1 pseudogene is annotated in these 1,671 nt (G+C 72.7%); it reads left to right on the top strand.

The window, feature by feature from the left end:
- Positions 1-880 precede the first annotated feature (880 nt).
- Positions 881-1,671: pseudogene (locus AC2W7M_RS24970) on the top strand (ribonuclease E/G); the annotation flags it as partial.

Below are 1,671 nucleotides of genomic sequence, written 5' to 3'. Positions count from 1 at the left end.
GCCATCCGCCGGCGCGCCCGCCACCGGCGTGGCACTGGACCGATCTGTGGGCCTGCCGTCATGGTGTCCCCGCCTGTGGAGGCACCGCGGCACCGCGACCGAGGTCGCCCCGCAGGTGCGCGATGGATCCCGCTGCGAATCCGGACCGGCCGCGCCGGCGTCCGGATCGGGCGGCCGCTGCTGCCGGGCGCGCCGCGACTCAAGCGTTAAGCGGCCGTGCGTTAACCGTCGGTTTACGGGCCGGGACCGGCGCCGGGGCGCGCGAGGCCCGATGTTACCGTTATCCGGCGCCCGGACCGGGCCGCGGCGCGCAAGAACCTTGCCAAGCACGAAGCCGGACGGGTAAGTAAAGACGGTACACGGTTCGCGTTCCGGCCAGGGCCCTTCGGCTTGCGGCGGCCGCGGCTGCCGCGGGCGATGACCCGGTGTGCGGCTGTCCTCCCCCCAGGAGCCGGCCGCCAGGGTCTGGCCTTGTCCCGCTTCCCGCCTCTCACGGCGGCGCGTGGACGGCGGGCATCCTCGGGGATGTCCGGGCGTCGGCCCTTCGCCGCCTTCGTCCATCGGCCCTTCGGTTCGATCTGGGGAATCGCGCGGACGTGTACGATGGCTGCACCGGGGCTCGCCCCGGCTCCGGCCGGACCCGTCATCGAGGAACGAGTAGCCGAGGGCATGGATCTTTCTCCGCACGACCGGCGCGCTCATCGCGCCCCCGTGTGCCCCGACGCCGAGGGTGTTCGCAACACGCCCGGGCGCGATCGTTCCTCTACCTCCACACGTCATCACATCCGGCGTTCCAGCGGCGTCCGGGCGGGCCTCATTGCGGCTGCGCCCCGGCGACCGTTCCGGGGCTCAGCCTCCGGCGCCGCGAAGAGAGATTTCCATGGCCAACAAGATGCTCATCGATGCCACCCACCCGGAGGAGACCCGGGTGGTGGTCGTGCGCGGCAACCGGGTCGAAGAGTTCGACTATGAGTCCGCGTCCCGCAAGCAGCTGCGGGGCAACATCTACCTCGCGAAGGTGACGCGGGTCGAACCCTCCCTCCAGGCGGCGTTCGTGGAATATGGCGGCAACCGCCACGGCTTCCTCGCCTTCAGCGAGATCCATCCCGATTACTACCAGATTCCGGTCGCCGACCGCCTCGCCCTGATCGAGGAGGAGGAGCGCGCCGCCCGCCTCGCCGAGGACGAGCAGGAGATGCGCGACCGCCGCCGCGAGCGCGGCCGCTCGCGCCGGGCCGCGCCCGACGCCACCGTCACCGAGGAGGTGGAGGAGGCCGAAATCGTCGTCGACGCGGCGCCCGAGGGCGAGGCTGCGGCGCCGGCTGAAGCGGCGGAAGCCCATGCCGCGGAAGTCCATGCCGCGGAAGCCCAGCCTCCGAGGCGGAGAATGCCGCCGGGTTCGTTCCGCCCGAAGGCGCACCGGAAGCCGTCGCGGCCGTCGATCATCCCGGCTCCATGGCCGAGTTGGTCGCCCCTGCCGAGGAAGCGGCGCAGACCGAGGCCCGCATCGAGGCCGCGATCGATTCGCAGTTCGGCAGCCCCCTGCCCGCCCCCGCCGAGCAGTCCCACGACGACGACGAGGCCGAGCGGCACCGCGAGGCCGCCGTGGGCGAGAGCCATCCGGCGCCGATCCTGTCCGACCGACGCGGACGATGCCGATGACGCCCAGGC

The organism is Xanthobacter sp. BG11Y11_SDJG (assembly GCF_057364445.1).
Note: the sequence above shows the minus strand (reverse complement) of the source record. Positions and strands in the feature narration are given on the sequence as shown.